Source organism: Bacillus sp. PPSBB_11, assembly GCF_038023285.1.
GTDB classification, from domain to species: domain Bacteria; phylum Bacillota; class Bacilli; order Bacillales; family Bacillaceae; genus Bacillus; species Bacillus altitudinis.
Map to the genome: position 1 here is coordinate 375,985 of NZ_CP150633.1, position 23,959 is coordinate 399,943.

Annotated in this window: 28 protein-coding genes and 1 riboswitch; of the genes, 10 read left to right on the forward strand and 18 right to left on the reverse strand. The window is 41.7% G+C overall.

What is annotated here, in order from left to right; translation table 11 throughout:
• Positions 1-171: 171 nt before the first annotated feature.
• Positions 172-447, reverse strand: a complete 276-nt coding sequence (locus V7L95_RS01820; protein WP_017367895.1) for a YtzC family protein — start codon at positions 445-447, stop codon at positions 172-174.
• A gap of 152 nt (positions 448-599) precedes the next feature.
• Between V7L95_RS01820 and V7L95_RS01825 the strand changes: the two genes are divergently transcribed.
• Complete coding sequence (locus tag V7L95_RS01825; protein WP_007501900.1) at positions 600-1,565, forward strand: TIGR01212 family radical SAM protein; 966 nt, start codon at positions 600-602, stop codon at positions 1,563-1,565.
• Positions 1,562-2,140: a class I SAM-dependent methyltransferase gene (locus V7L95_RS01830; RefSeq protein ID WP_046344273.1), complete on the forward strand. Its 579-nt coding sequence runs from the start codon at positions 1,562-1,564 to the stop codon at positions 2,138-2,140. The genes V7L95_RS01825 and V7L95_RS01830 overlap by 4 nt, the downstream gene beginning before the upstream one ends.
• 19 nt (positions 2,141-2,159) lie before the next feature.
• Here V7L95_RS01830 and V7L95_RS01835 read toward each other — a convergent pair whose 3' ends face one another.
• The 3 genes from V7L95_RS01835 to V7L95_RS01845 all read right to left on the reverse strand — a co-directional run bounded on the left by V7L95_RS01835 (position 2,160) and on the right by V7L95_RS01845 (position 5,056).
• A complete protein-coding gene (locus V7L95_RS01835; protein WP_081114385.1) occupies positions 2,160-2,936 on the reverse strand; it encodes a sporulation protein in 777 nt (258 codons plus the stop codon).
• A 231-nt stretch (positions 2,937-3,167) separates the two neighbouring features.
• Positions 3,168-4,247, reverse strand: a complete 1,080-nt coding sequence (locus tag V7L95_RS01840) for a tetraprenyl-beta-curcumene synthase family protein (protein WP_017358359.1) — start codon at positions 4,245-4,247, stop codon at positions 3,168-3,170.
• A 29-nt stretch (positions 4,248-4,276) separates the two neighbouring features.
• A complete protein-coding gene (locus V7L95_RS01845; RefSeq protein ID WP_007501904.1) occupies positions 4,277-5,056 on the reverse strand; it encodes an alpha/beta hydrolase in 780 nt (259 codons plus the stop codon).
• Between the two features lie 45 nt (positions 5,057-5,101).
• On the opposite strand from V7L95_RS01845, the gene V7L95_RS01850 reads away from it, so the two are divergent.
• Positions 5,102-5,617, forward strand: a complete 516-nt coding sequence (locus V7L95_RS01850) for a gamma carbonic anhydrase family protein (RefSeq protein ID WP_008342977.1) — start codon at positions 5,102-5,104, stop codon at positions 5,615-5,617.
• Positions 5,618-5,758: 141 nt separating this feature from the next.
• On the opposite strand, the gene asnB is transcribed toward V7L95_RS01850, so the two are convergent.
• Entirely contained in the window at positions 5,759-7,657 is a 1,899-nt protein-coding gene (asnB, locus tag V7L95_RS01855) for an asparagine synthase (glutamine-hydrolyzing) (RefSeq protein WP_136944718.1), read from the reverse strand.
• Positions 7,658-7,805: 148 nt separating this feature from the next.
• On the reverse strand, positions 7,806-9,008 hold the full coding sequence (gene metK, locus V7L95_RS01860) for a methionine adenosyltransferase (protein ID WP_008342973.1): 1,203 nt from the start codon (positions 9,006-9,008) through the stop codon (positions 7,806-7,808).
• A gap of 195 nt (positions 9,009-9,203) precedes the next feature.
• A riboswitch (SAM riboswitch) is annotated at positions 9,204-9,338 on the reverse strand.
• 226 nt (positions 9,339-9,564) lie between these two features.
• Between metK and pckA the strand changes: the two genes are divergently transcribed.
• On the forward strand, positions 9,565-11,151 hold the full coding sequence (gene pckA / locus V7L95_RS01865; protein ID WP_007501908.1) for a phosphoenolpyruvate carboxykinase (ATP): 1,587 nt from the start codon (positions 9,565-9,567) through the stop codon (positions 11,149-11,151).
• 40 nt (positions 11,152-11,191) lie between these two features.
• Here pckA and V7L95_RS01870 read toward each other — a convergent pair whose 3' ends face one another.
• Genes V7L95_RS01870 through V7L95_RS01895 form a run of 6 tightly spaced genes read right to left on the reverse strand, consistent with a single transcriptional unit; the run spans position 11,192 to position 16,328 of the window.
• Positions 11,192-11,434: a DUF2584 domain-containing protein gene (locus tag V7L95_RS01870; protein WP_017358362.1), complete on the reverse strand. Its 243-nt coding sequence runs from the start codon at positions 11,432-11,434 to the stop codon at positions 11,192-11,194.
• Between the two features lie 39 nt (positions 11,435-11,473).
• Complete coding sequence (locus V7L95_RS01875) at positions 11,474-12,268, reverse strand: prolyl oligopeptidase family serine peptidase (protein ID WP_017367901.1); 795 nt, start codon at positions 12,266-12,268, stop codon at positions 11,474-11,476.
• Positions 12,269-12,294: 26 nt separating this feature from the next.
• Positions 12,295-13,776 (reverse strand): phytoene desaturase family protein, encoded by a 1,482-nt coding sequence (gene crtI / locus V7L95_RS01880; protein ID WP_052320823.1) that lies wholly within the window; start codon positions 13,774-13,776, stop codon positions 12,295-12,297.
• Positions 13,773-14,900 carry a glycosyltransferase gene (locus V7L95_RS01885; RefSeq protein ID WP_052320822.1) on the reverse strand — a complete coding sequence of 376 codons (1,128 nt, stop codon included), beginning with the start codon at positions 14,898-14,900 and terminating at the stop codon, positions 13,773-13,775. Before V7L95_RS01885 ends, crtI begins: the two co-directional genes overlap by 4 nt.
• Complete coding sequence (locus tag V7L95_RS01890) at positions 14,885-15,631, reverse strand: lysophospholipid acyltransferase family protein (RefSeq protein ID WP_052320821.1); 747 nt, start codon at positions 15,629-15,631, stop codon at positions 14,885-14,887. The genes V7L95_RS01885 and V7L95_RS01890 overlap by 16 nt, the downstream gene beginning before the upstream one ends.
• Positions 15,600-16,328, reverse strand: a complete 729-nt coding sequence (locus tag V7L95_RS01895; RefSeq protein WP_052320820.1) for a carotenoid biosynthesis protein — start codon at positions 16,326-16,328, stop codon at positions 15,600-15,602. The genes V7L95_RS01890 and V7L95_RS01895 overlap by 32 nt, the downstream gene beginning before the upstream one ends.
• Before the next feature lie 173 nt (positions 16,329-16,501).
• Between V7L95_RS01895 and V7L95_RS01900 the strand changes: the two genes are divergently transcribed.
• From V7L95_RS01900 to V7L95_RS01910, 3 genes are read left to right on the forward strand one after another with little or no spacing between them, the layout of a single operon-like run.
• Positions 16,502-17,503: an ABC transporter substrate-binding protein gene (locus V7L95_RS01900; protein WP_024719321.1), complete on the forward strand. Its 1,002-nt coding sequence runs from the start codon at positions 16,502-16,504 to the stop codon at positions 17,501-17,503.
• Between the two features lie 15 nt (positions 17,504-17,518).
• Positions 17,519-18,289 carry an ABC transporter ATP-binding protein gene (locus V7L95_RS01905; RefSeq protein ID WP_008342956.1) on the forward strand — a complete coding sequence of 257 codons (771 nt, stop codon included), beginning with the start codon at positions 17,519-17,521 and terminating at the stop codon, positions 18,287-18,289.
• The gene (locus tag V7L95_RS01910; RefSeq protein WP_007501924.1) at positions 18,276-19,070 is read left to right on the forward strand and encodes an ABC transporter permease; all 795 of its coding nucleotides are present in this window, start codon (positions 18,276-18,278) and stop codon (positions 19,068-19,070) included. Before V7L95_RS01905 ends, V7L95_RS01910 begins: the two co-directional genes overlap by 14 nt.
• A gap of 30 nt (positions 19,071-19,100) precedes the next feature.
• Here V7L95_RS01910 and ytkD read toward each other — a convergent pair whose 3' ends face one another.
• Positions 19,101-19,577 carry an RNA deprotection pyrophosphohydrolase gene (gene ytkD, locus V7L95_RS01915; protein WP_039964158.1) on the reverse strand — a complete coding sequence of 159 codons (477 nt, stop codon included), beginning with the start codon at positions 19,575-19,577 and terminating at the stop codon, positions 19,101-19,103.
• A gap of 246 nt (positions 19,578-19,823) precedes the next feature.
• On the opposite strand from ytkD, the gene V7L95_RS01920 reads away from it, so the two are divergent.
• Positions 19,824-20,477 carry a TerD family protein gene (locus V7L95_RS01920; protein ID WP_041093355.1) on the forward strand — a complete coding sequence of 218 codons (654 nt, stop codon included), beginning with the start codon at positions 19,824-19,826 and terminating at the stop codon, positions 20,475-20,477.
• 22 nt (positions 20,478-20,499) lie between these two features.
• Complete coding sequence (locus V7L95_RS01925; RefSeq protein ID WP_019743674.1) at positions 20,500-21,282, forward strand: AIM24 family protein; 783 nt, start codon at positions 20,500-20,502, stop codon at positions 21,280-21,282.
• A gap of 193 nt (positions 21,283-21,475) precedes the next feature.
• Here V7L95_RS01925 and V7L95_RS01930 read toward each other — a convergent pair whose 3' ends face one another.
• The 4 genes from V7L95_RS01930 to V7L95_RS01945 form a co-directional block, all read right to left on the reverse strand.
• Entirely contained in the window at positions 21,476-21,784 is a 309-nt protein-coding gene (locus V7L95_RS01930; protein WP_017358369.1) for a hypothetical protein, read from the reverse strand.
• 43 nt (positions 21,785-21,827) lie between these two features.
• Entirely contained in the window at positions 21,828-22,232 is a 405-nt protein-coding gene (locus V7L95_RS01935; RefSeq protein WP_008342944.1) for a phage holin family protein, read from the reverse strand.
• Positions 22,233-22,389: 157 nt separating this feature from the next.
• On the reverse strand, positions 22,390-22,581 hold the full coding sequence (locus V7L95_RS01940) for a hypothetical protein (protein WP_008342942.1): 192 nt from the start codon (positions 22,579-22,581) through the stop codon (positions 22,390-22,392).
• A gap of 124 nt (positions 22,582-22,705) precedes the next feature.
• The gene (locus V7L95_RS01945) at positions 22,706-23,143 is read right to left on the reverse strand and encodes a Dps family protein (protein WP_007501934.1); all 438 of its coding nucleotides are present in this window, start codon (positions 23,141-23,143) and stop codon (positions 22,706-22,708) included.
• 131 nt (positions 23,144-23,274) lie between these two features.
• On the opposite strand from V7L95_RS01945, the gene ytzI reads away from it, so the two are divergent.
• A complete protein-coding gene (ytzI, locus tag V7L95_RS01950) occupies positions 23,275-23,421 on the forward strand; it encodes a YtzI protein (protein ID WP_017358370.1) in 147 nt (48 codons plus the stop codon).
• Between the two features lie 8 nt (positions 23,422-23,429).
• On the opposite strand, the gene V7L95_RS01955 is transcribed toward ytzI, so the two are convergent.
• Positions 23,430-23,867, reverse strand: coding sequence for a FixH family protein (locus tag V7L95_RS01955; protein WP_017358371.1), 438 nt, complete (start codon positions 23,865-23,867; stop codon positions 23,430-23,432).
• Positions 23,868-23,959: the final 92 nt, after the last annotated feature.

Consider the following 23,959-nt stretch of genomic DNA (forward strand, 5'->3'; position numbering starts at 1 on the left):
ATCAGGAAGAGTCTCCAACATTTCTTCTACCCCCTTGAAGATATTTGCAATTTCTATATATAACATACTTTAACAGAACAAAAACCTATGACAAATATATATCCAAAAACAACAATCTTTGCGAAAACAGCCAAAAAATAAAAACAGACCCTTAAAAGAAGGATCTGTTCATCATTCGTTCTCGTATGAAATACCTAAAATCATTTGGTTTTGCAGACTTTGAATTTGTACACGCGTTCTGTCTAAACGTTCTCTTTGCTGATCATTGGCGACATCTTTTAACTTTTCTAATTCATTCACCGCATCCTCAAGCATGAGCTGCGCTTTTGAAAATTCTTCTACGTTATAATGTTCTTGGCGAGAGCTCAAATCAAACTGTTCGCTTGCAAACTCAAGAGTCTCAGTGCTTTTTTGGACAAATTCATCGATTGATTTTCTAGTTGCCATCTAGCCATCCCTCCATTTCATCATTGCTCTCGCCTATTTTGCCCACGTAAAGCTTTTTCACTAAAGAAAATGTTGGACAGATTCAATTGTCCTCTTTCGTGATTTTTGTTAAACTTTAAGGATGCCTATTATTATGCAAGGAGGTTACTGACTTGGATCAGCATAACCCTTTTTTATATTCAAACAGCGAAAAACGTTATCACACATGGAATTATCATTTGCGTGAGCACTTTGGTCATAAAGTATTTAAAGTCGCATTAGACGGCGGCTTTGATTGTCCAAACCGTGATGGTACTGTCGCACATGGAGGTTGCACATTTTGCAGCGCAGCAGGATCTGGTGATTTTGCAGGGAACCGGGCGGATGATCTCATCACTCAATTTAATGAAATCAAGGACCGGATGCATACAAAATGGAAAGATGGAAAATACATGGCGTATTTCCAAGCTTACACAAATACACATGCGCCGCTTCCTGTTTTAAAAGAAAAATACGAAACCGTTATGAATCTGGATGGAGTGGTTGGTTTATCGATTGCCACAAGACCAGATTGTCTGCCAGATGACGTCGTGGAATATTTAGCTGAGTTAAATGAACGGACGTATCTATGGGTTGAACTTGGTCTACAAACTGTGCATGAGCGGACAGCGATGCTCATCAACCGTGCCCATGATTATGAATGCTACGTAGAAGGTGTAGAAAAACTGAGAAAACATGGCATTCGAGTCTGTTCACATATCATCAACGGTCTTCCTCTTGAAAACCGAGATATGATGATGGAAACAGCAAAAGCTGTCGCTGATTTAGATGTACAAGGAATTAAAATTCATCTACTTCACCTGTTAAAAGGAACACCGATGGTGAAGCAATATGAGAAAGGCAAACTAGAATTTCTCAGCCAAGAGGAATATGTCCAGCTTGTCTGTGATCAGCTGGAGATCCTGCCCCCAGAAATGATTATTCATCGTATTACAGGCGATGGTCCCATTGAATTAATGGTAGGTCCAATGTGGAGTGTGAATAAATGGGAAGTGCTCAATGCCATTAATGCTGAGCTTGAAAGGCGTAACAGCTACCAGGGCAAACGCTTCATCAGATTGGAAGAAGCGGCAAAATGATTTTAAAACGGATGCTCCCTTTTAGTAAAGAACTGTTAGAACGTGCATGTCAAAAAGGCGATATTGTCATTGATGCAACGATGGGAAATGGCCATGATACACGCTATTTAGCTGACCTTGTCGGGAAGGATGGACAAGTTTTCGCATTCGATGTACAGAAGGAAGCCATTGAGCAAACAAGCAAAAGACTTGGTGAGCACTACCCTTACGTTCACCTGATCCATGACGGACATGAACAACTTGCTGAGCATCTGCCAGCCGAAGCTTATGGTCACATATCTGGTGCAGTGTTCAATCTTGGGTACTTACCAGGAGGCGATAAAACCGTCACGACTCAGGCCCATACGACCATTGAAGCGATCAACCAGCTCATGGATTGGCTTAAGCCTGGAGGTCTGATCGTTCTTGTGATTTACCACGGTCATCCCGAAGGAAAAAAAGAGAAGGACATCCTTCTTGATTATTGCAAAACACTCCATCACGAAGAAGTACAGGTAATATCTTATCAATACATGAATATTCAAAACGATCCGCCCTTTGTGGTAGCCATCGAAAAAAAACTCAAATCCTCTTAATGGATTTGAGTTTTATTATTTAATAAGCGTATTGGTCAATGATTTCTTCAAGCACTACTTCCAGCTCTTCTGCATCTGCAAGCTCTGATTGAGTAAAGCGGACACGTACAAGCTGTTCTCCGTCATTATACATTTCTTCCAGCCAGCCACGCAGCCCCCTTGCTCTACGGTCGACTTCAAAAATGAGATCTAGCCCCTCTTCATCAATGAAGAAAATCACCTCTAACTCATCAAGCATTTGACGATAATAGTCGGAAGTCGGTATGAACTCAAACTCTTGAACAAAGGGAAGGCGGCGCCTGAAATAAGGTGCTTCTTCACAGTCTGCTTCATGAAGGTGAAAGCCTAAGTTTCCAACAGCTTCAAGCACACGATTCACCCAAGGGTGTGCGTTTACAAAAATGCGGTCATGATCAAATTTATCAATACCACCTTGAATATCAAGGTCTGTCACAACAGCAACCTCTACTTTACCTACAGTCATTGGTGTATCAAGAGGAAGGTGAAACGAGAATGTAAACTGCTGAGCTTCCCCAGGCTGAATCGTGAATGATTCAGTCACTCGGACAGAATGGATGGTTGTGTGTTTTCGTTGCTCTTCATCATCTTTTACAATGGTGTACCATGTTTTCAACTTTAAATCAATATAGCGGATATCTTGAGGCACTTTTCCGCCCTTCACATGGACTGTTCCCTTTACTTCTTCTCCCGGTTCATACGCATCTTTCTCCAAAATTGTATCCACTTTTGCTGCACCGATTCCTACACTTGCTGCAAACTTTTTAAAAAATGACATATTCAACCTTCCCCTTTTTTAAGTTTTTCAACAAATATACGTCATAAGGAGTAGATACGATTCATTCAATTCATACTTTTCTCCTATTTTTCGTACACTAAGAATAATATCGGCAGCAAATAAGAGGATTGTAATCATAAAAGAACTGTACATGGTCCAAAGCGAAACAGTTCAAAACAAAAAAGCTTGTAGAAAAACATTTTCTACAAGCTGATGAGCTTATTTTATACGTTAAGAAGATTTCATCCAAGGCATTTTCTGATAGGTGCGATAGGCTCTGCCATTGATATAGAAAAAGAACGATGTTTTCCCGCTTGATTTGATCAACCGCTTTGCCAGCTTGTTCATCTCTTTTTGAGCTGTCACTTTTTCATCAGACAAATAGACCGCAAGTAACCCTCTATTGATTAGTTTGTGAAAATTCTCGTGTGGAATGCCTTTCAGCTGTTCATCCGCTTTTTCAATAAAATGCTGTAGTCTATCCATCATCTCATGATGAGAATTGTAGTACGAGCAAAAATTCAAATCGCCTTCCAGCCTGTCCTCTTCTTGGTCGATTAAATAGTCCAGTAAGATGTGCAGACCTTGGATATAAGGGAAATAGCTTTCGTAAATTTGCTTCGCCTGCTTCTCTGTAAAATCAGGCTGCAGTGCATAAGCCACAAGACAGAAAATACCCAGCGTTGATCCTGCACATGCGGAAAACTCATACCACTCCATCTTTGGTAAATCCTTTTCATACTGGCGGAACCATGACTCTAATCGAGGTTCACGCTCATGAGGAACCACATGCTTATGTACTTGTAAATCACTATAATAATCACACAGCGTATGTAAATAGGGCTGAATGATCGGATAATGCGCTAGACGTGACAGCACATCTTGGCACGTCCTGACTAGCGCATGCAGGTACCCATGATCCTCTTGATCATCACGGAATTGATAATACGGCTTAAGCTCCGCATGAATATCGAGTGCATCTCTCATTGCCTGATGCAGCATATGAAAATCCTTTGGATCAAGTGATGTACTGCGGTCACACAAATTATCTAAGTAATCGCTAATCGTTTGGTACGCCACAATGAATTCAATACACGTTTCCTTCGCTTCACCTGCAAGAAGAGATAAAATTCCCCCGCCTTCACAGTGAAAGGTTTTACTGGATATGCTCGCTAGTGCCTGCGTTCTCAGTTCTTCATTTTCAATCATTTCTGCATGCGCCCGCCACTTTTTTAGCTCCTGATGAACTAGCGGAAAAATATCTTTATACACCTTCGTCATCAGTGCAAAAGGACGTTCTGGTACTGACAAATCAATCCACCCCCAACTTAAGCTCACAATCAAATATATTGATCAGTAAAGGCTCTTGCCGCCTTAAACACTTCTTCTCGCTCGGGCTCATTAAAAATTTCATGATAAAGCCCTTCCCATTCACGGTATGATTTATTGGTTGATTCAATGCCATTGAACCATTTCATCACTCTTGTTTTATCTACAATCTTGTCATCGCCTGCCTGCATGAGCAGGAGTGGAATCGACCGAAAAACATTCGTAGGCTGCATCGCCGCATCAATATTTTTGACCAGTTCTCGATACCAGCGAACCGACACCTTCGTCACATAAAGCGAATCATTCGAATCTGCCTCTATCACATCTTGATTCCGCGTGGCAAGTTCAATCGACAGCCCAGATTCGACTTTAAAAGACGGTGCCAGCACATTTAGCCCTTTTGACGCAAAATCCATCAGCTTCTTCGGTTTAAATTGCAGACCTAAACAAGGTGATGATAAAATAAGGCCATCAATCTTCGTATGGGTATACTGCTTGAACCATTCAATCGAAATCAGTCCCCCCATACTATGTCCAAGTAAAAATGTCGGAAGTCTGAACGACTTCGCATGTTCAATCCATTCATCCACTGTATCAATGTATTCTTGAAAAGAACGAATGTGGCCTCTCGCACGTGTCGATGTCCCTTGCCCAGGCAGGTCACCCATGACGACGTGATAGCCTGCATTTCGCCACATTTCGATCAGCCATTTATATCGGCCATGATATTCACTAGCACCATGTACAATGACAATTGTACCAACCGGTCTTTCAGCATGCCAAGTCCACAAAGTAAACACCTCACAAATGTTGTATTAAGAAAGGAAGTCGAAAAAGTGATTTATCCATATCATCAGTTTACACCTGAGATTCATGAATCGGTCTTTGTTGCAGAAAACGCCACCATTACAGGTGATGTCACAATAGGAGAATATTCAAGCGTTTGGTTCCAAACGGTCATTAGAGGCGATGTAGCTCCTGTCAGAATTGGAAAAAACGTCAACATTCAAGACTTATCCTGCCTGCATCAAAGTCCTGGAAAAACACTTCTGATTGAAGATGGTGCTACCATTGGACACCAAGTCACATTACATAGCTCTATCATTCGAAAAAATGCCCTCATTGGCATGGGATCCATCATTCTCGATGGTGCGGAAATTGGCGAAGGAGCCTTTATTGGTGCAGGTAGCCTTGTCCCGCAAGGAAAAGTCATCCCAAAAGGCTCACTCGCTTTTGGCCGTCCAGCCAAAGTCGTTCGCCAGTTAACAGATGAAGATATCCAAGACATGGATCGTATCCGCAGAGAATATGTAGAAAAAGGACAATACTATCGTTCCCTTTTATCGCGTTAACATCATACATGTATCTTCACTTTATCATGTTTTTTTCAGGATATTAAGCAATAACTGTGTACCGCTTGTTATTTTACCCTTTTCCACTACTTTCTATCATGACAAAAAAGGTTTTCAGCACAAAGCTGAAAACCTTTTTCATTAGCTAAAAATAACTTCTTTCGGCTGGTGATTCAACTGCTCTGGATCAATGCTGCGCTCTACATAGATGCTATGCCAGATCATAAAGATCAGGACAGTCCAAATCTTACGGCTATGATCGGCTTTTCCAGCACAATGATCATTTAATAAATCAAGAACATATGCCTTGTTAATGTATTCATCTGTCTGACTGTTTTTAATGATATCTTTCGCCCAAGCGTTCATCTCATTTTTCAGCCAATGACGAATTGGAACAGGGAAACCTAGTTTTTTACGGTTTAACACATGGTCCGGCACAATGCCTTCTGCTGCTTTACGCAATAAATATTTCGTTGTGCCGTCTTTCGTTTTCAGCTCTTCTGGAATTTTAGAAGCTGCTTCAAATACGACCTTATCAAGGAATGGAACACGAAGCTCAAGAGAATTGGCCATTGTCATCTTATCTGCTTTCAGCAGGATATCCCCGCGCATCCACGTATGGATATCAACATATTGCATTTTGTTAATATCACTGTAGCCTGCACTTTCCTCGAAGTATGTTCTCGTCACGTCACGATACGTGATGTTCGGATCATACTGCTTTAAGAGGTTTTTCTTCACTGGCTCTTCAAAGATTTTCGCATTGCCGATATAACGTTCCTCTAATGGCGTACAGCCGCGAACGATAAAGCTTTTCCCTTTCATTCCTTCTGGCATTAAACGAGCCAGACGAAGAAGAAGCTTTTTCAGCATGGATGGTACAGATTCAAAAGGCTTTAGAGATAGCGGTTCACGGTAAATATTATATCCACCGAATAGCTCGTCTGCTCCCTCACCTGAAAGAACAACTGTGACTTGTTTTTTCGCTTCTTTTGCTACGAAATACAATGGAATCGCCGCTGGATCAGCCAAAGGATCATCTAAATGCCAGACGATCTTCGGAAGCTCATTCATATATTCCTCAGGAGAAATCACAGCACTAAAGTTTTGCAATCCCAGCTTATCAGCTGTTTCTTTTGCTACATCCACTTCACTGAATCCATCCTGCTGGAAACCAACAGAGAATGTCTTCAGTTCAGGGTGAAATTCCTTTGCGACCGACACGATGAAAGAAGAATCGATCCCGCCTGATAGGAATGAACCAACAGGCACATCACTTCTCATGTGGACTTTTACAGAATCATAGATAGCATCACGTACTTCTTCTACTAATTTCTGCTCTTGTGTTTGCTCAGGTTTGAATTGAACTTTCCAGTAAGTCTTAAATGCAATGTCTTGGCCTGGACGCAGTGTAAACTGATGACCTGGCTCAACTTTGTGCACTTTTTGATCAAGTGTATTTGGCTCAGGAACGAACTGAAAAGACATGTACTGCTGCAAAGCAGTCTCATCAAATAAAATGTTCTCATTCACAGCCATTAAGCTTTTGCGTTCAGAAGCAAAGTACACTTGGTCATCTATTTGTGTAAAATAGAGCGGTTTAATGCCGAAAGGATCTCTTGCGCCATATAATAACTGCGCTTCTTTATCCCAAATTAAAAAGGCAAACATGCCGCGAAGCTTCGATGCCGCTTCTTCTTTATAGTGGCGATATGTGGCAAGAAGGACTTCCGTATCAGAATCTGTGCTGAACGTATAGCCTTTTTTCACAAGCTCTTCTTTCAGCTCCACATAGTTATAAATTTCTCCGTTGAAAATAATCCAATATTTTTCATCTTCATAAGAAAGCGGCTGCTTTCCGTGTTCAACATCTATAATACTTAAACGTCTAAATCCAAATCCTACATGCTCATCATGAAAGTACCCCTCATCATCCGGACCTCGATGAACGATGAGACGATTCATTTGCTTAATTAACTCTTCCTGCTCAGTAGTTTCGGACAATGGACGGTGATTAAATACACCAACAAACCCACACATATTATTGCCTCCACGTTATGTTATTTCTTAAAAGTAGACCTATAATTAGACAGTATTTTGTCCAATTTTGTTTCACATTTTTACGCTTTTTGTAGAATTTTTTTTAATCAAAAGGAAAACCGCTTAAAATAAGCGGTTTTGTATGTTGTTATTCTCCTAATGCTTCCTTGCGAAGCGTGTCGGCTTTATCCGTTTTTTCCCATGGAAGATCCAAGTCATGACGGCCAAAATGTCCGTATGCAGCGGTTTGTTTATAGATCGGACGACGTAAGTCAAGCATTTTAATAATGCCAGCTGGACGAAGATCAAAGTTTGCACGTACCACTTCAATTAATTTCTCTTCAGAGGCTTTTCCTGTTCCAAATGTATCAATTGAAATGGAGACAGGCTGTGCAACACCAATTGCATAAGCAAGCTGTACTTCACATGAATCTGCAAGACCAGCTGCTACGATGTTTTTCGCTACATAGCGAGCCGCATATGCTGCAGAACGGTCAACCTTCGTTGCATCCTTACCAGAGAAAGCACCGCCACCGTGACGAGCATACCCGCCATAAGTATCAACGATGATTTTACGTCCAGTTAAACCAGCATCCCCTTGAGGTCCACCGATGACAAAGCGGCCTGTTGGGTTGATGAAGTATTTTGTTTCTTCATCGATCAGTTCACTTGGAACGACAGGGCGGATGACATGCTCTTTTAAGTCGCTTTGAATTTGTTCAAGCGTCACTTCTGGTGCATGCTGTGTAGAAATAACCACCGTATCAATACGAACTGGTTTGTTTTGTTCATCATATTCAACTGTTACTTGAGTTTTTCCGTCTGGACGAAGGTATGCAAGTGTTTCATTCTTGCGTACTTCTGTTAAACGGCGAGATAATTTATGTGCAAGAGAAATCGGCAGTGGCATAAGCTCTTCAGTTTCGTTGTTTGCAAAACCAAACATCAAACCTTGGTCACCTGCACCGATCGCATCAATTTCTTCTTCAGTCATTGTTCCTTCACGTGCTTCAAGCGCTTTGTCTACACCTTGCGCAATATCAGCAGACTGTTCATCAATTGATGTAAGAACCGCACATGTTTCCGCATCAAAACCATATTTCGCACGTGTGTAGCCAATTTCCTTAATCGTGTCACGCACCGTCTTTGGAATGTCGACATAAGTAGACGTTGTAATCTCACCGCTTACTAATACGAGACCGGTTGTTACAGAAGTTTCACAGGCAACACGTGCATTTGGATCTTTCTTTAAAATTTCATCCAAAATGCTGTCTGAAATTTGATCACAGATTTTATCTGGATGTCCTTCGGTCACTGATTCTGAAGTAAATAAACGACGATTTTGACTCATAATGGCTATTTCCTCCTGTACAAGACCACATCATCCCAAGATGAGGCCTCCAATATGATACGGAACTCGTTCCCTCTTATATTTCAACATGTTTATATTAGAGATGTTATTGGCAATTTGTTCATATGATATCCCAAAAATAAAAAAACCATTTCCTTCATTGCGAGGAAAGGGTCTGAGATCGCATGCCTTTCACTCTTATCGCTCAAGGTGTTCTTGTACCTTGCATCAGGTTAGCACCTTGGTTTCTCAGCATGTTCATGCCTTTTTCATAAGAAACCGGTTGCTGGGCTTCATCGGGCCTGTCCCTCCACCAACTCGGGATAAGAGTATCCGTTCAATAAGATATCTTATCTTAAACCCTTGCGTCATGTCAATGGTTCATAGGAATTATCTCCCCTTTTTTTCACCTCATCATTAGCATCACCAAAAAGCATATTTTCATAGCAGAAATGAAAAAACACACACAAAAATGTTTAAATAGTATAGACTATTATTATCAATGTGTTATACTAATCAAAACAAACAAATTCAACGGTAAAGGAAGGGTTTTTTTATGAACTCAGTGGATTTAAAAGAAGATTTGCAGTCATTGCTCTCATTAGAAAATACGCACCAAAATTTATCTGTTCCGAAACTTGTTGAAAAGATTTTGGCACGTAATGAAGGCGTTTTAACTTCAACTGGTGCTGTCCGCGCCACAACTGGTGCCTACACTGGACGTTCGCCTAAAGATAAATTCATCGTAAAAGAAGAAAACTCTGAACATAAAATTGATTGGGGTCAAGTCAATCAGCCGATCTCGAAAGAGGCATTTGATCGTTTATATACAAAGGTTGTGTCATACTTAAAAGAACGTGATGAACTATTTGTCTTTGATGGTTTTGCCGGTGCTGACGAAAAATACCGTATGCCCATTACAGTTGTAAATGAATTCGCTTGGCACAATCTCTTTGCAAAGCAACTATTCATCAGACCTGATGGATCAACACCATCATCAAACGAAAAACCTTTCACCATCTTATCTGCACCTCACTTTAAAGCAGATCCTGAAACAGATGGCACAAACTCTGAAACGTTTATTATCGTTTCTTTTGAAAAACGGACGATTCTGATCGGTGGAACAGAATATGCAGGTGAGATGAAAAAATCCATTTTCTCTGTTATGAACTACCTGCTTCCTGAACAAGATATTTTATCTATGCACTGCTCTGCTAACGTCGGTCAAGAAGGCGATGTTGCTTTATTTTTCGGCCTTTCAGGTACTGGAAAAACGACGCTTTCTGCAAGTGCAAGCCGCAAGCTGATTGGAGACGATGAGCACGGCTGGTCTAACACAGGTGTTTTCAATATTGAAGGCGGATGCTATGCAAAATGCGTGAACTTAAGTGAAGAAAAAGAACCCCAAATTTACAAAGCCATCAGCTTCGGATCAGTGCTTGAAAATGTAGTACTTGATGAAGAAACACGTGAAGCAGATTATGATGACACATTCTTTACTGAAAATACACGTGCGGCTTACCCAATCGAAATGATTGATAACATCGTGAAACCAAGTATTGCAGGTCACCCATCTGCCATTGTCTTTTTAACAGCTGATGCATTCGGCGTTTTACCTCCAATCAGCCGTTTAACGAAAGAACAGGCGATGTACCACTTCTTGAGCGGTTACACAAGTAAATTAGCGGGAACTGAGCGTGGCGTGACGTCACCAGAAACAACGTTCTCTACTTGCTTTGGTTCACCATTCTTGCCACTTCCTGCTCATGTCTATGCTGAAATGCTTGGTAAAAAAATCGATGAGCACGGCGCAAAAGTATTCCTTGTGAATACAGGCTGGACTGGCGGCGGCTACGGTACGGGCAAACGAATGAATCTTGCTCATACAAGAGCAATGGTGCAGGCAGCGATCGAAGGCGATCTTGACAACGCTGAAATGATCACTGACGACATCTTCGGATTACACATCCCGCTTCATATTCCAGGAGTGCCAGATGAAGTGCTTCAGCCTGCTAAAACATGGGACGATCAAGAGGCTTACAAAGAAAAAGCAAACTTCCTTGCAAATGAATTTAAAAAGAACTTTAAAAAATTCAGCCATGCAGCAAGTGATATTGAAGCAAAAGGCGGACCACTCGTCTAATCAAAAGGAAAAAGCTGAGGGAATGAATCCCTCAGCTTTTTTAGTTCGTTGAATGCAATGACACAAGACGGTACGTCACCTTCGTGATATTGTCTGTGAGCTCCAGCTTTTCAACATGTGCTGTTCCTGTTTTTTCTCCGTCTTTCGTTTTACGCACCTCAAGCGGAATATTTAATGGATAAATGCGGTACCCTTCCTTCATGAGCTCAAACACATTTTCTTCAATTCTTGTCTCTTTTCCTTTTGTGACAATCATTGTATTAAATTCAACAGGCATTCCCATAATGAAAATCCCCCTACTTTCTATATTTCTTTCTACCGTTTATTTTACCACATTTCCGCCTTTTCGGCTGTGCATCCATGTCGTCAGCCGTCTGACAATCTCCCGGTTATGCTGTGGCGGGAAATAATGATGATATCCATGAAAATACCATGTTTCCACAGATTTGCCATGCTGACGCAGGGCATCTTCTAATAAATACGCATGCTCAATGGATACATTCTCATCCAGCTCCCCATGAATGATTAGGACAGGTGCTTCAATTTGGTGCACATGATTCAAGGGCGTTCTAGCCTCATATGCTTCTGGTACCTTATGCGGAGGACCTCCTATTACACGCTTCATCATTCTTCTCATATCCACACGTTCTTCATAGGTGAGCTTCATATCACTTACGCCTCCCCATGTCACAAAGGAAGCGGCCTCATGCTTCATTTCAACAGCGGTCCATATGCCCATAATTCCGCCGCGGGAAAAACCAAAGATATGAATGCGCTCCTGCTTCACCTTTTGATGATGTTTCAACAGCTGAAATGCAGCAAATGCATCTTTCCGGTCTTCTCCGGCAAAATCCTCGTTCCCTTCCCCTCCTTGATTCCCTCGGTAGAAGGGCGCAAAGACGACAAACCCTTGCGCAGCAAATTGCACAATTCGGCCAGGTCTAACCATTCCCACATTTTTAATGCCGCCCCGTAAATATAAAAAACCGTCATAGAGACCTTCTCCGGCCGGTTCAGCGAGCAGCCCCTTCATCCGAAGTCCATCGGCCTCATATGTCACTGTATATAAGTGAATATGCGGATGTGGCGACGGGAACCTTCTCTTTTCCACAATCACTTGAATTCTCTCCTTTTCATTCGGTGTTACGTCAAATGCTTGATAATGGCCTCTGCGACGAGCTGTCCTGATTTTGTCACCATCGGAGTGCCACCGCCTGGATGACTTGTGCCGCCAACAAACCAAAGCCCTTCAATATCCTTTGATTGATTATTGATGCGAAAAAATGCCTGCTTGAATGAGTTTGACGACATGCCATAAATGGCCCCATGATACGCTCCCGTTTTTTGCTGTAAATCAAGCGGGGTTTGTACCGCTTCAAATTCTACAAGCTGGTCAAGATCAAACAGACCCTTTTCCTTTAGTTTTGTTTTCATATGCTGACCATATGTCTCCTTTAGCATGTCCCAATTTTGCTCTTTTGTCACATATGGCGCATTGGCCAATACAAACAAGTTACTTCGTCCTGGCCCTCCGCTTAAAGCTGGCTCTGAATGACCTGAATAACAGATGTAAAGCGTCGGATCATGAGGAAGCTGTTTTTTCTGAAAAATATCCTTGAATTCTTGTTCATAATTCTCTGGAAAAAACACGTTGTGATGAGACAGTTGTTCATAGACTTTAGGGACGCCCAACAAAAGAACAAAACCTGATAACGATGGCTCAATGTTTGCCAGTTTTTGATTTCCAAAGCTCGGGCGGTCTTCTTCATCAATTAATTGGCGATAAACAGTCAGTGCATCTGCCCCCGCAATGACTTGATCTGCCTCATATAACTGTTGATCCGTTTCAACTCCTTGGATTCGCTTATTCTTTACATGAATCTTTTTGACTCGTTCATTGAGATGAATTTGGACACCCAATTCCTTTGCTAGTGTCTCAAATGCCTCAACTAAACGATACGTACCGCCCTTAATACCGTAAATGCCTTTTTCTCCTTCTAAATAAGCCATCATATTAAAAATAGCAGGTGCCTCGTATGGCGAAGAGCCAATGTAAGTCGCATACCGGCCAAACATCGCCAATGTATGAGGATGACGAAAATATTGACGTAGCAAGCGCTGAACGGATGTAAAAGGTTTGACAGCAAAAAGGGCTTTCATTAACTTGATATCCGCTTTGTCCTTCCATGTCAATAATAAACGATTTAAAAACTGATCCTCTGCCATTTGAAAAAGCTTCTTCGATTCCTGTAAGAATGCCCGGTATTGCTGTGCATCCTCTGGACTAAAAACTGCAATTTGTGATTCCATTTGCTCAATATCTGGCGTAAACTCGACCGTATGTCCATCTGAAAAAACGTTTTTAGTAAGGGGGAAAATCGGATAAAACGTCACATAATCCTCCATTCGTCTATGACAGGAGGTAAATACTTCTTCAAAATACGCCTTCATTGTAATGGTACTCGGTCCTAAATCAAAAGAGTAGCCAGACGCTTGATGGCGTTGTAATTTCCCGCCTAATGCAGCTTCTTTTTCTAAAATGGTGACCTGGAAACCGCGTGACTGTAAGCGAATCGCAGCCGATAACCCGCCAAGTCCGCCGCCAATAATGATCACTTTTTTCATTCGTACCTTCTTCCTTTCCATTCATAGCCTTCTTTTTTCAGCCCAATTTTCATAGAAGCAAAACCAATGGCCATCAGGCTTATGATACTGACAGGCAATAAAAAGGCCATCGTAGACGTTCTTCCATTTTCGATATCAATGACCGCTTTAATGGATACACCCAGCCCGTAGCAAAGAAGGGCTAAACAGAGATTGACCACATCAAAATGAATCAGTGCGATCATAAAGCAAATAACAGGAACTACATAAAGGACGGAGTATAAACAAAAGACACTGCTTAACAAAGCAATGTTTCGATTCACTCCCGGGAACAAATTTTTCCGATATCCTTCCCATACTTCCTGTCCACTCTCATACATTCTCATGTAGACAAAAGAATGAATACTTGCCAGTGTGAACGGAAAGCCCTTCGCTTTTACTCGTTTAGCCAAAGCCATATCATCCACAAGAGAATCCTTGATCGCTTCATGACCACCTATTTCGTGATAACAGTTCTTTTCAATGGCAATAAAACCGCCATGTGCTGCGGCAAAAGCAGGATGTTGAGATGTTCTGACCCACTTCACTGGCAGATGACAGCCAATCGTAAACATCATCATAGGAACGACAAGATGCTCAAAAGGCGTTCCCGTTTTTTGCTCTGGGAAACCTGAAAGCATGCCCGTTTTTTGTATGCATAACTGCTTGTACACCGCTTCAATAGCTCCTTGTTTTAAGCGGACATCTGCATCTAAAAATAACAGCCAATCAGAAGATGCTGCCTCAGCAAGCTGGGAACAAGCATATGATTTTCCAAGCCATCCTCGTTTCAGTACTTGACCTGACTGCACGCGAATCCATGGATATGTCTCTGCGAAGCCCTCTGCAATCATTCTCGTCTGATCTGTCGAGTGATCATCCAGCACGATCAACTCTTTCGGATGGAGACGCTGATCAACAATCGACTGAAGGCAGGCTTCCAGCCGTTTTTCTTCATTTCTCGCTGGAATGAGGATCGATAATGAAATGGGTTCATCAGGTGAAAGAGATGCCGGCTTGAGTACAGGAAATTGCTTCATATTCCAAATCGTAAACATCAATTGGCAGAGCAGCAAAACACTGATGACAATTAAGAAGACCGCCATGTTTTCACCCACTTTTTAAAGGAATCAAACGCATCACTAGTTGACCGGCTTGTCCTTGTCACCTGCCTAAATTGTTCGTTTGTTGAAAAATCTGGATCAGCAATAACCTGTGCTTGATGTGCGTTTAACTGTGTTTCAAGCAGGTCTCCGAGTAAACTTGTTACTTCCTTCCTGCGAAGTGATCCGCCAGCTACTAGGACATCTTCTCCAAACTCAACCGATACCGTCGGTTTTTGAAATTGATTAAATGTATAATGTAGCGTTACAGGTTTGATGACGACCTGCTCAAATTGCCTGACTAAAAAAGAAGCTCCGCCTTCCAGTTCAAGCGGCCTTATGTCTTGGTGCATAATTTTCCCCTGCGGGAAGAGCCACACAGCCCCGCCAGCCTCCATCTTCTCCTTTGCAGTCATTAATGCCTGCTTGACACTTTTCAATTTCTCTTTATGAACTGGAAATGCACCAAGTTTTTGAAAAAAAGCATATTGCTTCAACTGCTTCTCTTCCATCATCATGGCATGATCCAGCTCAGACATTTGTTCTATTAAAAGAAAAATGATCAGTCCATCCCACCATGAACTGTGATTAGCAAGATAAAGAACAGGATGCTTCTCCTTTGGGTCAACCGTACCTTTCATCATGACACAGCGAAAATGTTTGTTCAGTAAATATCGTTCAAGATAAAAATAAAAGAGTCGTCTAAACGATCGGTTTTTGTCGCTTTCTTTCAAATCGAACCCTTCCTTCACACAAGATGACAATGATCAGTGCTAAATAAAAAATGACATCCAGCCCGCCCTTTAATGCTAAAAGACCAAAGAAGAACACCATGGCCTGATAAATACGTCCATTCCAGCGCAATGCCTGCTGATCAATGGATACGAGCGGGAACAGAAATGAAAGTCCTGCTCCAATGATACCCCAGCTGACAAAATTCTCAAAAGGGATACCAAAGAAACCTCCGCCGTCATACCACACCCAAAACTTTCGTTCAGCCGCTACCGGATCTAATATGAGATCAAGCAGTACAATCCATATACCCGTTTCGACGGCTCGCTTCCACTTCGATTGTTGTCTTGATAAAAAAAGACTATTTAAAAACACACCAACCCATGCAAAAGCGATCGTCAAAGGCACTCCCGCCACAAGAAATCCAAGCGTCGGATAATAATCATAGGCCCCAAATGGAAAATCAGTTGTGATCCCCACCCATTCAACTGTAAATGTCAACACACCCACAATGGCTGCTCTTACGATTACAAAGCTCCATGCCCCGTAGATATTTCGGCCAATCTCAATGACGCAGCAGGCGTAAAGCACAAGAAAGATACCATTCGCAAACTGAAGCCATGCCGGCACTTCAAAAAAGACCATTAAAATAAGACCTACTACATACCAACCAACAAATATCCAACTCAATCTATACACGAAACCGCTCCTTTATTTCTACCAAATTCAAGAAAGCATTCATGCTTCTAGTATAGAAAAAAAGACACGTTCTATAAATAAACAATGCGCTTCTTATTTCATCTAGGCACTCACCAAAAATCCCTTTTGACATACTTTAATTAGTGACCTAGAACAAAGGAGGCGAATTACTCTTGAATCGTTCCATTAAAGTCAGACTGGCATTCATATTCGTTGTCCTGCTCTTTATTCCATTTGTCGCCTGTAAAAAAGACCAAGAGCAGACCGTACAAGTAGCCGAGGTGACCCATTCGGTCTTTTATGCACCGCTTTATGTCGCCCTATCCGAAGGATTTTTCAAAGATGAAGGCTTAGAGGTTGAATTAAAAACCACTTGGGGCGGCGATAAAACAATGACAGCTCTCTTATCCGGCGGCGCTGATATCGCTCTGACCGGATCTGAATCTTCTATTTATGTGGAAGCACAAGACACGAAAGACTCTGTCATGAACTTTGCACAGCTGACACAAACAGACGGTACATTTCTTGTTTCAAGGGAAAAAATCAATCAATTCTCTTGGGATCAATTGAAAGGAAAGGACTTTCTCGGACAACGGAAAGGCGGCATGCCGCAAATGGTCGGTGAATATGTCCTGAAAAAAGAAGGCATTGATTTGAAACAGGATCTTCGCATGATTCAAAATATTGATTTTGCCAACATTTCAGGTGCTTTTTCCTCTGGAACTGGCGATTTTGTGCAGTTATTCGAACCGACAGCTTCCTTAATTGAAAAAGAAGGCAAAGGGTACATTACCGCCTCCTTTGGTGAGGCTTCCGGCAAGGTGCCTTATACCACCTTTATGGCAAAGAAGAGTTACTTAGAGGAAAACAAAGAGACAGCTGAAGCCTTTACTCGTGCCATTTACAAAGCGCAAAAATGGGTCAAAGCAAAGAGCCCAGAGGAGATTGCCAAGACAATCCAATCTCAATTTCCTGATACAGACCTTGATGTCTTATCAACAGCCATTAAACGCTACAAGCAGCAGAACTCCTATGCAACAGATCCCCTTCTAAATGAAGAAGAATGGAACAAACTACAGGAAATCATGAAGGCAAGTGGTGAACTGCCGGAATTTATCCCGTACAAACAACTTGTCGATTCATCCATTGCCAAGAAGGTCACAGATCACAAATAGAACAGGAGGTAGCACATGTCTTTCCTTCAAATTGACCATGTGACCCACACGTACTTCTCTTTAAAAGAAAAAACAACGGCCATACAGCACATCAATATGGAGATCACTCAAGGTGAATTCATCTCATTTATTGGTCCTAGCGGCTGCGGGAAAACAACCTTGCTTTCCATCATCGCAGGCATTACGCCACCCTCTGAAGGTCGAATTTTAATCGAAGGAAAAGAACCGAATCAACAGGAGCATCAAATCGGTTATATGCTCCAGCAAGATTATTTGTTCCCATGGAAAACGATCAAGGAAAATGTCATTCTCGGGTTAAAAATTGCAAAACAAGATTCACATGAAGCCACCTCAGCTGCCCTTAGCTTACTGCCAAAGCTTGGACTCAATGATGTCGAAGAAAAATACCCGAAAGAGCTGTCAGGCGGGATGAGGCAACGTGCGGCTCTCGCCCGAACACTTGCAGTTGATCCCGGCCTGCTTCTGCTAGATGAGCCATTTTCAGCACTAGATTACCAGACGAAACTGACATTAGAAGACCTCGTCTTTCACACATTAAAAAACTATCAAAAAACGGCTGTTCTTGTCACGCATGACATCGGCGAAGCCATTGCGATGAGTGATCGCATTTTCTTATTCTCAAAGCATCCCGGCTCTATCCAGCGAATGTTTACCGTTCCAGATGATCTGAGGACGCTCTCTCCTTTTGAAGCGAGACAGACAGCAAGTTTCCAAGAGCTCTTTCAAACGATTTGGAAGGAGCTGAAGACAGTTGAAACACAGTGACCTTTTACATGAAGCCTATCGAAAAAAAGTTCGAATGGAAAAACGCATGACGCGAGTCTACCAGTTGATCATTTTCGCCAGTTTCTTTTCGCTTTGGGAGCTTGCGAGCCATTTCAGACTGATTGACCCGCTCATTTTCAGTTCACCATCTGCCGTCTGCCAATTGTTTGTACAAAAATTATCAGATGGTTCATTAATCAATCATATGAGCATTACACTATTTGAAACAGTGCTCGGCTTTCTACTTGGTACTTTTTGCGGCATTTTATTAGCCGCCGCCTTATGGTGGTCCACCCGTCTTGCAAATGTACTTGATCCTTATTTGGTTATTTTAAATGCGATGCCGAAAGTCGCTCTCGCCCCCATTTTAATTGTTGCCCTTGGACCAGGCATGATCAGCATTGTCGCGATGGGTGCCATTATCAGTGTGATCATTACCACCATCGTCATTTATACAGCCTTTCAAGAAGTCGATGAGAATTATTTAAAAGTCATGAAAACCTTTGGCGCAAAAAAAAGAACGGTCTTCCGTGAGGTCATTTTGCCAGCAAGTATTCCAACGATGATCTCTGCCATTAAGGTCAATGTTGGTCTTTCTTGGGTTGGGGTCATTGTGGGAGAATTCCTTGTTTCCTCAAAAGGACTCGGCTATATGATCATCTATGGCTTTCAAGTCTTCAACTTTACACTCGTGTTCTTAAGTCTTTTCATTATCGCCGTCTTCGCCACCATCATGTATCAGCTTGTTGAATGGCTGGAACGCCGTTTTCTGCAAAAATAAAAAGCGCAGGGTCATGTCCCTACGCTTTTTTTAACGAATCAAACCGTTCTTTTCTAAATAAGCAAGACTTTGTCTTAAAACATCATCTTTCATAATAAAACTGAAATTTTTATTTTTTGCGATGGATCTTGGTAAGTCTGCGAAAAGAACGGGTCCTTTCGTTTCAAAATACGTGTCCTGCTTGACGAGCCTTTCAATATCAGCGAAATAAATATTTTTGACAATGATTTTCTCTCTGCCAAGCACCTGATATTGACCAATATACGTTAATTCACGAACAACAGCACCCGTCTCTTCGTGAATCTCTCGTATAGCGGCTTGATCTGCTTCTTCATTTGGCTCTACTTTCCCTCCTGGAAACTCGTAGCCTCGATCCTCATGTTCAGTAAGTAGCCATTTTCCTTGATAGCGGCAAATAGCCCAAACATGCTTAGGATGACTTGAAAAAGGCTGCTCTTCAAAAGAGAGCTTGACCGTATTATGATAATAGTCTTTAAATACATGCATGTGAAATCCCTCATATCCTGTCCTTGCTTCTTGTAAAACATCATACCACAGATCACATTTCTCTGAAGAATTTTTATGAAAAGTGAAACAAACGAGTACTTCTATCTCGTCTGTATGTAAAATAAGTATTCTTGCTAAAACCTTTTTATCATCTCCATCCTCATCCCATTTTAATCATGAAACCTTTTGCCCATGATGACGTAAATTAATAAGTGTTTGTCCTACACAGACGAGGAGGAAACCAGCATGAGCATCACAAATGGATCAAAACAAGAAAATAACAAAGCATGGCCAATGAGGCAACATGAGAAAGAAGACGCTTCTCTTGAGACAGTGAAGAAACACCTCATGAAAGGACAAAAGTTAGATTTAACAAAAGACAATCCAAATGTAGATCAAATTCATATCGGACTTGGCTGGGACTTATCTGGTCAGCCAATTGATTTAGATACGCAAGTGTTTCTCTTAAATGAAGAGGACAAGCTTCTGTCTCCAAAACACCTCATCTATTATCATCAGCAGCAAAGCTTAGATGGAGCTGTTCGCCATCTAGGTGATCATCAGGTCGGCGGAGGCCATCGGGACAATGAGATCATTATTATGCAACTGAGCAGAGTCTCACCCGATATTCAGAAAATCGTCGTAACAGCCACGATACATGATGCACACGAGCGGGCACATCATTTTGGACAGGTGACCAATGCCTACTTGCGCCTTTCAGATCAAATCACACAACAGGAGATTTGTACCTTTCAATTAACAGAGGATTATTCATTTTGTACATCCATCATTTGTGCTGAACTAACGAGAGTTGAGAACGAATGGAAAATCACCGCAACCGGACAAGGTACGACCCTTGATTTAAACGACCTATGCCGCATCTACGGATTCACATCTTGACAAAGAAAAGGAGCTGGCACAAATGGGATTTCATTTCAACACGATCGAAGAACTGACCTTACAAGCAGAAGGCAACGGGATCTTTTTTGCTAAAAAAGGCGCTATGATTGCCGATCAAGGTACATTTCAATACCGTAAACGATTACTTGGGACGAATAAAGGAAATGTGGTCAGCCAAGTATTTAATCATATTAGCAGAAAATTAACAGGTGAAAACCTTGAGATGATGGAAGTGAGTGGACAAGGCACTTGCTACTTGGCTGATTCTAGCGAGCATGTGACCGTCATCAATCTTGAGCCGAACGGTCCTTGGCAACATGTTAGCGTGGAAAGTGAAGATTTACTTGCCTTTACTGAAGAATGTCACTATGGCGTGACACCAGTAGGCGTTGGGATCTTATCACAGAAAGGGCTATTTACTTCAAAGCTCTCGTATCAAGGTCACGGGGCGCAGGTTGCCATCAAAACAAATGGAAACCCGCTGATTTTAAAAGCACCTTGCCGTGTAGATCCTGACGCTATTGTCGCTTGGACGGGCAAAGCACCGAAAGTCAAATTAGATGTGAACTGGAAAACGTTCATTGGACAAACATCGGGCGAATCCTACTTGTTTGAATTTCATGAACAGGACCAAATTGTGATTATCCAGCCATCTGAACGAACATCTGGAATGCGGGTCGGGATAGATGATAACCGGTACAAACCCCAGAGTCAGAGTACCTCACACGAAATCACCAACTCACAGCAGGAAAATAGAGGCGGAATCAGTGATCTAATCGGGGGTATCTTACAGCCTCGAAAATAAAAGCATGTAGAATGTCTCTACATACTTTCAGATCGTTGACAAAAGGCTAAAATGAACTTTCTTTTAGCCTTTTGTCTTCTTTTCAGCGTGATAGAAAACCTTTGCAGTCTAGGAAGGACGAGTACTGGCGCAGAGCGAATTTGACATTCATGAGCACCTGACAAAGGATGCGAGGGTTTGTCTACATGCTTTTTCAATTCATCAGTCCATTGGTCTCAATAAAGTTCTTTGTCTCTTCGTTACCGAGATCATGAATCATCGAGTAAATCTCTTTTCTTTTCCTGTCCATTTCGTCGTTTGGACTATCATAATGATATTCAAGAAATGGAACATGCGCCCGAAAGAAACCTTTCCAATCTGTCATATACTGTTCATCAAAATACTCTCTTAACTGCAAGATTTGGTCATCATCTGCTTCTATCTGAAATTGCCAAGCAGCCGCGTCTCTGTGCTGTGAGATTGATCCGTCTTGAACGGATACATAGTATGTGTGTGTCGCCATCTGATTCATCCTTTTTCCTTTAGTATGACCAGATATGAAGAAATTACGGCTTTTTGCGCAATTTATTTTTAATCATGTCTAACACATCAATAAACAACTGTGGAATGGGAATTCCGAGAGCTCTGGCTGTTGAGACAATCTGGTACGATTCATAAATAATATAAAAGATGAGCGCTAAATCCTTAATTGTCCCCCCAGTCTTCAGCATGACATCGAAGAAATGTGCCATGGATATTAAAGAGATCGTCACAACCTTTCGAACAAGCCTGGTCAAAAAACGCTTCATCGTAAGTTGTCCAGTCACAGATTCTCTTAGGCTTGAACAAATTAATTCTATAGCCATGAGTGTCACTAATATCATGAGTAAATATCCTGCTCCACCAAACAGAAAGCCCATTGCCGACAAACTGACTGTAAACAACGAAAAGATGCCTAAATCCTTGCTCACTTGGCATCAACATCCTTTCATAGTGGAACTTCTTACCTCAATAGTATATGCCGCATTTGATGAATAGCTTGGACGACAAAAAATAAAGGCATGGTTAGCTGTTCAAAAAATTCGTGAAGCGCATAAAAAGAGCCGCCTGTGACGGCGGCTTTCTTGGTTAAACTCTGACATCAATAAACGTAGCATCTGAATCTTTGGGCTGAACAGCTTGAGGCTGCTGCTGCACTTGATCGAGCATCACCATGGCTTGGGCTGTGTTCGTGGCAAGCTGTGAATTCAATAAACTGATATTAAGTGTTTTTTGAATACTCGCCACTTGCTGGCTCATCATTCCTGCAATTGAGGACATCTTCTCCCCTCCCTTCCCTTTTCTCTTCGGCTGAAAGCCCCATCAATTCAATGGGCTGTCTGTCACAAATCCACAAAAAAAGAATGCCGATCTGTTTGATGATCGACATTCCTTTCACATTCGCTTATCCTAAGTATGCTTTTAGCATCCAGTTGTGTTTTTCAATGGATTGATGAATCGCAAGCAGCATATCGCCTGTTGTTTCATCGCCAACTTCTGCAGCCAGCTCCATGCCTCGCTTAAGTTCTTCTGCAATATTAGAGAAATCATCATACAGATTTTTCACCATTTGCTCGGCTGATTCATTGCCTTCCGCTTCTTGAATGCTAGAAATTTCTAAGCACTCTTTCATTGTCGCAACAGGTTGTCCATTTAAAGCAAGCATACGCTCAGCCAAATCATCAATGTATGTCGCTGTTTCTGTATAAAGTTCCTCGAATTTTTCATGGAGTGTAAAGAAGTCTTTTCCCTTTACATACCAGTGATAGTTATGTAATTTTACGTAAAGCACAGTCCAATCTGCTACTTGTTTATTGACGACGTTTAATAATTTTTCAGACATGTTGATTCCTCCTTATGTAGTTGCGTTTAGTATGGGATTACCCTTTTTTTATTATACTGAAACCTGCCATCATTTTCTTCTATTTTGACCGCATGAAATATATGTTAATATGGAAATAAGGAGGGAGTTAGATGCTGTTACTTGGGATTATCAGCTTTATCATTATCTCAATCGTTGTCTTTTTATCACTGTGGACGACATCAAAGGCTTATGATTACAAGCATAAAGTCGATTCACCACAGGATGCTGAACCAAACCAACGTCCTAACCCAAAATAAAACCGCTTTCAATGATGTGAGGTATCTTCTTCTTCAGTAGATGAACTCTCTTTTTTCACATCACCTACATGGATGTTTGTCTTCGGCATATTATGCTGCTGTTTAGCTGTCACATGGACTTGTATGATATAAAGGCCATCTTGTTTGAAAGCTGTATGCAATTCATATACACCTTTCTCCTTTTTCTTTGGCTGAATCATCTTGCTGTTATCCTTGTCGCCATCTTTCCACACTTCAAATTGAACATCATCTGCATCATCAACAGGCGTATCACCATATGTGACAGCTGCTTTTACGATAACGTTTTCATTTTTCTCCACTTGCTCCGGCCCTGTTAGTTTGACTTCTAATAGCTCAGGCACTTCTCCCTTGTCATTGCTCGCTGCCGAGTTTCCACATGCACTAAGTAATGCGAGCATCAAAATGATTCCTACCATTTTCCGCATTCGTGTATCCCCCTTTTTTACTGACATGTCCATTTTAACAAATATCCCCTATTTTAACAGCTCTCGTTTCATTTCATATAAAAAACCGGACA

Coding starts and splice junctions, on each gene's coding strand:
- V7L95_RS01955 (WP_017358371.1), bottom strand. CDS start 23,867: ATGCGGAAAATGGTAGGAATCATTTTGATGCTCGCATTACTTAGTGCA.
- V7L95_RS01945 (WP_007501934.1), bottom strand. CDS start 23,143: ATGTCTGAAAAATTATTAAACGTCGTCAATAAACAAGTAGCAGATTGG.
- V7L95_RS01830 (WP_046344273.1), top strand. CDS start 1,562: ATGATTTTAAAACGGATGCTCCCTTTTAGTAAAGAACTGTTAGAACGT.
- ytkD (WP_039964158.1), bottom strand. CDS start 19,577: ATGCATGTATTTAAAGACTATTATCATAATACGGTCAAGCTCTCTTTT.
- ytzI (WP_017358370.1), top strand. CDS start 23,275: ATGCTGTTACTTGGGATTATCAGCTTTATCATTATCTCAATCGTTGTC.
- V7L95_RS01820 (WP_017367895.1), bottom strand. CDS start 447: ATGGCAACTAGAAAATCAATCGATGAATTTGTCCAAAAAAGCACTGAG.
- V7L95_RS01885 (WP_052320822.1), bottom strand. CDS start 14,900: ATGGCGGTCTTCTTAATTGTCATCAGTGTTTTGCTGCTCTGCCAATTG.
- V7L95_RS01905 (WP_008342956.1), top strand. CDS start 17,519: ATGTCTTTCCTTCAAATTGACCATGTGACCCACACGTACTTCTCTTTA.
- V7L95_RS01835 (WP_081114385.1), bottom strand. CDS start 2,936: ATGTCATTTTTTAAAAAGTTTGCAGCAAGTGTAGGAATCGGTGCAGCA.
- V7L95_RS01920 (WP_041093355.1), top strand. CDS start 19,824: ATGAGCATCACAAATGGATCAAAACAAGAAAATAACAAAGCATGGCCA.
- V7L95_RS01940 (WP_008342942.1), bottom strand. CDS start 22,581: ATGTCCTCAATTGCAGGAATGATGAGCCAGCAAGTGGCGAGTATTCAA.
- V7L95_RS01930 (WP_017358369.1), bottom strand. CDS start 21,784: ATGGCGACACACACATACTATGTATCCGTTCAAGACGGATCAATCTCA.
- pckA (WP_007501908.1), top strand. CDS start 9,565: ATGAACTCAGTGGATTTAAAAGAAGATTTGCAGTCATTGCTCTCATTA.
- V7L95_RS01925 (WP_019743674.1), top strand. CDS start 20,500: ATGGGATTTCATTTCAACACGATCGAAGAACTGACCTTACAAGCAGAA.
- asnB (WP_136944718.1), bottom strand. CDS start 7,657: ATGTGTGGGTTTGTTGGTGTATTTAATCACCGTCCATTGTCCGAAACT.
- crtI (WP_052320823.1), bottom strand. CDS start 13,776: ATGAAAAAAGTGATCATTATTGGCGGCGGACTTGGCGGGTTATCGGCT.
- V7L95_RS01870 (WP_017358362.1), bottom strand. CDS start 11,434: ATGGGAATGCCTGTTGAATTTAATACAATGATTGTCACAAAAGGAAAA.
- metK (WP_008342973.1), bottom strand. CDS start 9,008: ATGAGTCAAAATCGTCGTTTATTTACTTCAGAATCAGTGACCGAAGGA.